Origin of the sequence: Inquilinus limosus MP06, assembly GCF_000767795.1 — a bacterium.
Taxonomy (GTDB): Bacteria; Pseudomonadota; Alphaproteobacteria; order DSM-16000; family Inquilinaceae; genus Inquilinus; species Inquilinus limosus_E.
On record NZ_JANX01000276.1, the window covers coordinates 1 to 7,974 of the forward strand.

Annotated in this window: 3 protein-coding genes and 1 pseudogene; 1 reads left to right on the forward strand and 3 read right to left on the reverse strand. The window is 71.3% G+C overall.

The genetic code is table 11. The features are described 5' to 3' along the window. The 3 genes and pseudogenes from P409_RS41600 to P409_RS19895 all read right to left on the reverse strand — a co-directional run. Positions 1–91: Hpt domain-containing protein (locus P409_RS41600; protein ID WP_430515648.1), on the reverse strand; the 91-nt coding region annotated here is incomplete at its 3' end. Positions 92–359: 268 nt separating this feature from the next. Next, a pseudogene (locus P409_RS38095) lies at positions 360–5,897 on the reverse strand (AAA family ATPase); the annotation flags it as partial. Between the two features lie 516 nt (positions 5,898–6,413). Continuing rightward, positions 6,414–7,316 carry a LysR family transcriptional regulator gene (locus tag P409_RS19895; protein WP_034842236.1) on the reverse strand — a complete coding sequence of 301 codons (903 nt, stop codon included), beginning with the start codon at positions 7,314–7,316 and terminating at the stop codon, positions 6,414–6,416. Between the two features lie 249 nt (positions 7,317–7,565). Here P409_RS19895 and P409_RS19900 point away from each other — a divergent pair. Then, positions 7,566–7,974, forward strand: a 409-nt coding sequence (locus P409_RS19900) for an NAD(P)/FAD-dependent oxidoreductase (protein ID WP_152613448.1), incomplete at its 3' end; no start/stop codon positions are given.

A 7,974-nucleotide genomic window follows, 5' to 3' on the forward strand; every position in this document is an offset into this window, starting at 1 on the left:
CGCCGGCCTCGATCGCGCTGGCCTGCCGGGCCAGGCGGATCAGGCCCAGCGCGCCGGCGGAGCTGCTGAGGCGATGGGCCAGCCGCGCCATGTCGCGGCGATCGCCGGTCCCGGCCGCGGCGTCGATCGCCCGGACCACGCGGCCGCGACACTCGCTGGAACATCAGCGCCAACCGGGCCAGCTCGCCGGTGCCGAGGATCTCCTGGCGCTCGGTGAAAAACTCCCCGTCCACCAGGGCCGTCGGGTCGGTCGCCAGTGCCGGCGGCTCGACCGGCGACCGCGCCTCCGAGACCGCGGCCAGCATGCGCTGCAGCACTGCCAGCTGTAGCGGCTTGCCCAGGATCCGCTCGATGCCCGCCAGGGCGCAGCGCTGCCGGCTGCCGTCGGTCAGGTCCGCGGTCAGCGCCAGGATCTGGGGCGGCTCGTGGTCGCCCGGCAACGCCCGGATCCGCCGCGTCGCCTCCAGCCCGTCCATGCCGGGCATGTGCAGGTCCATCATGACCACGTCGAACCCGCCGGCCGCCGCCGCCTCGATCGCCGCCTGGCCGCTGTCGGCCAGGGTCACGCGATGGCCCAGCCGGCCCAGCAGCCCGGCGGCCACGGCGCGATTGATCGGGTCGTCGTCGACGACCAGGACCGACAGCACCGGGCCGGCGGTGATCGGGACAGGCGCCTGCGGCTGCGCCGTCCCCGGCGTCACCGGCACGGCCAGGCGGAAGGTGCTGCCGGTTCCGGGCGTGCTGTCCACCGTCAGGGTGCCGCCCAGCAGGTCGATGATCCGGCGGCAGATCGCCAGTCCCAGCCCGGTGCCGCCATAGCGGCGCGCGATCGAGGAATCGGCCTGGATGAAGTCGCCGAAGATCCGCTCGTGCATCTCGGGCGCGATGCCGATGCCGCTGTCCGCCACCGCCATGCGCAGCGTCGACCGCGGCATCGCCCCGGCCATCGGCTCCAGCTCGACCGTCACGGTGATGCCGCCGTCGGCGGTGAACTTGACGGCGTTGCTCAGTAGGTTGATCAGCACGCGGCCGAGGCGGCGCGGGTCGCTGTGCAGGATCGCCTCCGGCGGCGCGTCGATCGACAGGGCCAGCGACAGCCCCTTCGCCGCGACCTGGGGGCGGATCAGCTCGACCGCGTCGGCGACCAGCCGGCGCAGGTCGAAATCGTGCAGGTCGAGCGACTCCTGGCTGTTCTCGAGCCGGGCGTAGTCGAGGATACCGTCGATCAGGTCCAGCAGCGACCGGCCCGATTCCTCGGCGATCTCCAGATACCGGCGCTGCTCCTCGGGCAAGGGATCGCGGTCCAGGATCTGCAGCATTCCCAGCACGCCGTTCATCGGCGTCCGGATCTCGTGGCTGACGACCGCAAGGAATCGCGACTTCGCCTCGTTGGCGATCTCTGCGGCCCGCCGGGCCCGCCGCGCCTCCCGTTCCTTGGCCACCGCGCGCTTGCGGGCGGTGTCGAGCTCCGCCGTGCGCTCCGTCACCTTCTGCTCGAGTCCTTCATTGGCCCGCAGCAGGTCGGTGCGCGCGCCGTCGAGCGCGGTGAACAGCCGGGCATTCGCCAGGGCGATGGCCGCCTGCGCCGCCAGGACCTGCACCACCTCCAGCCGGCGCGGGCTGAAGACGCCGGCGGCCAGGTTGTTCTCGAGATAGATCAGGCCGTCGACCTGGCCGCGCTCATCCAGCGGGGCGCACAGGATCGACGCGACGCGATGGGCACGGATATAGGGATCACGCAGGAATTCGGGCGAATGCTGGGCGTTGTCCAGCACCAGCGCCTCGCGGGTGCGCAGCACATAGGACAGCACCGACTGGGGCACGGCATCGCTGTCCTCCAGCCGGCCCGATCCGTCGCCGGCGAGCAGCGAGACCTCGCGGTTGCGTCCGACGGCCTCGACATGCAGCCCGTCGTCGCGCCGCAGCACCAGGACGCCGTAGGAGGCGCCGGCGCTGTCCTGGATCGCGCCGAGGACCCGCTGCACCAGCTGGCGCAGCTCGATCTCGCCGGAGATCGAATGGGCGGCGCGCAGCACGGCCCGGAAGTCGATGTCGTCCTCACCGGTCGAGCTGTGGGACTCGCGCAGCGAGGCCCGCCCGGGGCGCGACCGCACCGCCAGGCGCGGGAACTCCTCCTCCAGCGCGGCGACCTTGGCCGCCGCCCCCCAATAGCCGTACAGCGTCGCCGCCTCGCGCAGATGGGCCATGCCGGACACCTCGTTGCCCAGCCCCAGGCAGAAGCGCCCGGCCTGTTCGTTGGCCAGGGCGGCGTGGTGGGTCAGCTTGCTGGCCTCGGCCCGGCGGATGGCGTCGCCATAGAGGCGCAGCGCATCGCCGGCCCGGCCCTCGACGCGCGCCAGCTCTGCCTCGACCAGATGGTGCAGGGCGCCGAAATTGTGCGGGTTCTGCTCGCTCCAGCCGAGCAGCCTGTCGCGCAGCGCGGCGAAGCCGTCATCCCGGCGGCTGCCCTCCGCCACGGTGGCCAGCAGCAGGAAGGCGACGCCGTCGGCCTCGACTGCCACGCCGGCGACCGCGGGCAGGCTGGCCGCCGTCGGGCCGACGAGGTGCCGGACCAGGTCGGCATCCCGGAACAGCACGGCCAGCTGCAGGCGACGGATCAGGTAGTTGCCGCGGGCGACGAAATCCAGGGCCTGCAGCCAGGCATCCTCCTCCGCCTCGCTGCGCACCCGGTCGCGAGCCATGCTGGTGGGGGCCGCCGACGCGCCCATCAGCGCCGCGGCAAAGTCGATCTGCATCCGGCAATGCTCGGCCGCCGTGCGGTTCTTCTCGCCGATCAGCCGCAGATGCTCCTCGCCGATGCGGGCGACCTCGGCGAGCCCCCCGCCGCTGCCCAGCAGGTGGATGACATAGGCGGCGGCGTGATAGGCGCCGAACTGGATGTCGCCCATCTCGAAGCCGGCGCGGATGCCGTCGAGGTTGAGCTGCAGCGCGCCGTCCAGCGGGTGCAGCCAGTGCCGCAGGAAATAGGTGTAGACGAAGGTCGTGCTGGCGGTGAGCGGGTGGCCGAGTTTGGCGTCCAGGGCGACCGCGGTGCGGGCAAAGGCATCCGCCGTGACGCTGTCGCCGGTCATCCCCCGCAGGGTCAGGGCCAGAGTGACGATGATGCCGGGCGCCAGCGTGTCGCCGCCATGCTGCAGCATCAGATTGGCGTTGCGCAGCGCCATCAGCGCGAAAAGCGCCGGCTGCAGCGTGTTGTGCGCGTCCGGCGCCAGACGGAACAGGATCTGCATCGCCGCCGCCAGGCGCCGGTCCCGCAGCGGCGGCAGGTCCAGCAGCACCTCGGCCGGGCGCCCGGCCATCAGCCGCTGGAACTCGGCGAATTCGGCGCCGACGGCCTCCTGCTGCTGCTCCGGGGTCTCCGGCAGCTCGATCCCGACCAGTCGCAACGCCCGGCGGCCGACCTCGATCGCCTCGTTCTCCATCAGCCGGGCATCGAGCGACACCAGCTGCAGCATGGCCAACTGCAGCCGGTGCTCGTCGTCCCTGAGCCGGGCGGCCAGGCCCTCGACCTCGCGATCGAAGGCGGCGTGGTCCTGGGTCAGCATTCGGCATTCGGCCAGCACCAGCGCCGCCTCGGCCATATCGGCGTAACGGGTATCCCACTGGCCGGGATCGGTCAGGCCCAGCCCGGTCTCGGCATAGTCGCGCGCCGGCCCGAAGGCGGCGGCGGCACGCGCCTGCCGGGCGGCGATCAGGTTGATCCCGGCGCAGCGCGCCCGCAGATCCGGATCATCGTCCATCGGTCCCGCAGCGTTCAGATGGCGGGCGATGGCGAAGGCGGCGCCCGGCAGCTCATCGGGCACCGTCCGCTCCAGCAGCAGCCGTGCGATGCGGCGGTGCAGCCCGGCGGGATCGTCGGCGAGACGATAGGCCGCCTCGCGGATCCGGTCATGGGCGAAGGCGAAGCCGCCCTCGCGCGCCGTCATCAGCCCTTCCGCCACCGCGCTGTCGAGAATGGCGCGCAGCGACGGTCCGTCGATATCGAGGACGGCGCCCAACTCGTCGGCATCGACCTGCATGCCCAGGCAGGCGCTGGTGGTCACCACGCGCCGCAGCTCCGCCGGCAGATGGCCGATGCGGTCGGCCAGGAAGCCGACCACATTGTCGGTGGCCTGCACCGCCGCGATCCGGCCGAGGTCCCAGCGGCCAGCCGAGCCGATCGCCCCGGTCTCGCGCAGATGGCCCAGCAGCTGCCGCGCGAACAGCGGGTTACCCAGGGTCTTGGCATGCACCAGGGCGGCGGCGGCGGCCATGTCGCCGGGCTCTCCGCGATAGGCCGCGGCCAGCATCGCCTCGATATCGTCCGGCGCCAGCGGCTGCAGGTCGATGCGGAGCACCCCGCCGAGCTGCGCGTCAAGGGCGCAGAGCGCATCGTGCAGCGCCTGCCCGGGATCGGCCTCCCCGTCGCGGCAGGTGCCGATCAGCAGCAGCCCGCCGGACGGCGCGGCGCGGCAGATCGGGCCCAGCAGCTCCAGGCTCGCGGCGTCGGCCCATTGCAGATCATCGACCAGCAGCACCATCGGATGGTCGGGCGTGGCGAAGACGGCGACCAGATCCTGCACCGCCTGCGTCAGCCGGTTGCCGGCCTCGGCCGGGGCCAGCGGGATGGATGGCGGCTGCGGGCCGATCAGCCGGTCGAGGCCGGGCACCAGCTCGGCCAGCGCACCGGCGCTACGGCCCAGCCGGTCCAGTAGGGCCGTACGCCAGGCGGCGACCATGGCGTCGGGCTCAGTCAGCACGCTGCGGACCAGCCCGGCGAAGGCGTGGGCCAGGCCGAGATAGGGCACGTCGCGCTGCTGCTGCTCGAACTTGCCGGCGGCGAAGTGACCGCCGGCCTGGGCCACGCGATCACGAATCCCGGCGGCCAGCGCGGTCTTGCCGATGCCGGGCGCGCCCGTCACCAGCACGGCGCCGCTGCGGCCGTCCCGCGCCATGCCGAACGCTTCCTCCAGGATGGAGAGCGGGGCTGCCCGGCCGTACAGGATCGAATCGCCGAAGGCATCGCCGTCGTCGCCGGCCATGAGGGCGAAGGCGGCAATCCGCCCGCCCCCCGCGCCCGTGGGCTCAAAGCCGGCGCGGCAGCGTCCCAGGTCCTCCGCGAGGTCGGCGGCATTGCGGTAGCGCGCCGTCGCGTCCTTCATCAGCAGCGCCGTGACGATCTCCCCCAGCACCGTGGGAAAGCCGGGCAGCAGCTCGTCCAGCGGCACGGGGCGCTGGGCCAGATGGGCGTGCAGCAGGTCCAGCCGCTCCTCGCCCAGGAAGGGCGGCCGGCCCGCGAACAGCTGGTACAGGATGGCGCCGAGCGAATAGAGATCGGCGCGGTGGTCGACCGGCCGGTTCATCCGGCCCGTGCGCTCCGGGGCGACGGCGGTCAGGTCCAGCACGGTCGGCAGGGCCTCGGCCGGGGTGGACTCGCCGCGGCCGAGCGCCAGGGCCCCGCCGAAATCGATGTAGTTGATCCGGCCGTCTTGCGGATTGATGACGATGTTGTGGGTGGACAGGTCGCCGTGCAGGACGCCGCGCTCATGCACATGGGCCAGGCCGAGCGCCAGGGCCTCGGCGACCGTGATCCGGCCGGCCAGGTCCGGCGGGGCGGCGGCGATCCACTCGGACAAGGTGATCCCGCCAATATCCTCCAGCACCAGGGCCGGCCCGTCGGACCAAACCCCGACAGGGCGGACCACGAGGGCGGAGTCGAAGCGCGAGAGGATGTCGTGCTCGTGGCGCAGCCGGTCGACCAAACCGACCGCCGTCTCCCCCATCATCTCCTTCAGGACGACGGAGCGGCCGTCCTCGAGGACGGCGCGGATCACGGTGGTCGTGGAGGTGCGATGAATGACCTCGCGGCGGCGAAGGCGGTATGGCTCGTCCGGCACGGCTGCATCTCCCCGGGGGCAGGCCCGGCGCTGTCCCTAGACCACCCCTATAGCAGCTAGCCCCCGCCAACGTCCCACGGTCCGTGGCCGCCCAGGCCGGGGCACTGTGAACGGCCGTTCATCGGCTATCGCAACTTTGTGCCGATAGGAGGTTATTTCATTCACGCATCTGATCATTCAAAAATAACTCCTGCTTCCCGAAGCATTCCATATTGGACACGGCTGCGCGCCGGCCCGGCGCGCTTCGCATTTCGCTGGAGGCTCCGCGGCATCGGTGCCAATCTGGTGGCATAGTCCACCGTATTTCGATGACGCCATGAACCCGCCGCGGCCTCCGGCCAACGACAATCCCCATCCCGAAGATCTCTGCCGGTTGCGGACGAGCGAGGTGAAGCGCCGGTTCGTCGCGAAGATCGCCTGCGCCGCGCGGGAAGGGCAGCCGCCGCTGCGCTTCGAGTCCTCGCCGGACTGGTACGCCCTGCAGCGGGACTAGCAGGCCGGGACGTCCGACGGCGGCTACAGCGGCGGCGTGGCCAGCGCGTCCTGCAGCGCCGTGAGAAAGGCCTGCGCGGCGAGCGACAGCGGCCGTCGCTGCGATACGATCATGCCGATCGAGACCGGGATGCGCGGCTCGAAGGGCCGCACCGCAATGCCGGGCGCCGCCGCCGCGTCCCAGACCGAATACTCGTCGACCAGGGCCAGGCCGCGGCCGCGCTCGACCAGCTTGCGCACCACATGGCTGTGATTGGCCGAGAGCGGGTTGCGGACCTGCACGCCCTCATCGGCCAGCGTCTTGGCGATCGCGGCGCCGAAGGGCAGGGTCCTGGGATAGGTGATCAGCGGCATCCCGGCCAGATCCGCCGCCTTGATCCCAGGGCGCCGGGCCAGCGGATGCGCTGCCGGCAGGATGCAGACCATCGACCCGGTGCGCAGCGTCCGCGCGGTCAGGTCCACCTCCTGGCTCGGATGGTGGACCAGGCCGAGATCGTAGTTCCCCCGGCTGACGAAGGAATGGATCTTGTCGGAATCGACGACGTCGATCTGGACGACGACATCCGGGTAGCGGGCATTGAACGCCTCGGCCACCAGCGGCAGCAGGGCCACGCCGAACGTGGCCAGCGTGGCGACCTGGACGAAGCCGCTCTTCAGCCGCGCCAGGTCGCCCGACAGCGTCTCGATGAAGGCCAACTCCTCCATCAGCCGGGCCGCATGGGCGAACAGGATCTCGGCCTCCGGCGTCGGCTGCAGCCGTCCGCCGTTGCGCTGGAACAGCGAGATGCCGATGGCCCCCTCCAGCTGTTTCAGCGACTTGCTGGCGTTCGGCTGGGTCGTGCCCAGGATCTCCGCCGCTTCCGTGACCGAGCCGGTCTTCATGAACACCATCAGGGTCTCGAGGTGCCGGATCTTGATCCTGTGCATGCGCGGCCCCGTCAGGTGCTCATTCCAATTCGGAATGGAAAGCTCGAATAAATGAATTTTCCATGACGGCGTAGAGCTGCCTAGCATTCTTTCGAAAATCAGACGCAAGCCGGGAATTCGTGCCGGAAAAAGGCACGCCAACCGCCCTGCGGATAGGGAAGGCTTCGGTTCACGACGGCGGGAGACGCGTCATGGCGTGGGGCTGCGCGTGCAGAGTACCGGTCGGCCAGACCGGCGGGGCGGGTGTCGATGTCGCCGCCAGTTGATCCGGTCGCCTCCGACCCGGCCCTGCCGGGCAGGGCCGACGTGGTCGTGGTCGGCGGCGGGATCATCGGCGCCGCGACCGCGCTGTTCCTGGCCGAGAAGGGGCTGTCGGTCGCGCTCTGCGAGAAGGGCCGCATCGGCGGCGAGCAGTCCAGCCGTAACTGGGGCTGGTGCCGCAAGATGGGCCGCGACCCTTCCGAGCTGCCGCTGGCGATCGAAAGCCTGCGCCTCTGGGAGGGCATGAACACCCGGGTCGAGGCCGAGACCGGCTTCCGCAAGGCCGGGATTTTCTATCTCTGCGAGACGCCGCAGGACATCGCCCAGCACGAGGCGTGGCTGGAGCATGCCCGCGAATTCCAGCTCGACTCCCGGCTGATCGACGGCGACGAGATCT

Coding starts and splice junctions, on each gene's coding strand:
- P409_RS19895 (WP_034842236.1), bottom strand. CDS start 7,316: ATGCACAGGATCAAGATCCGGCACCTCGAGACCCTGATGGTGTTCATG.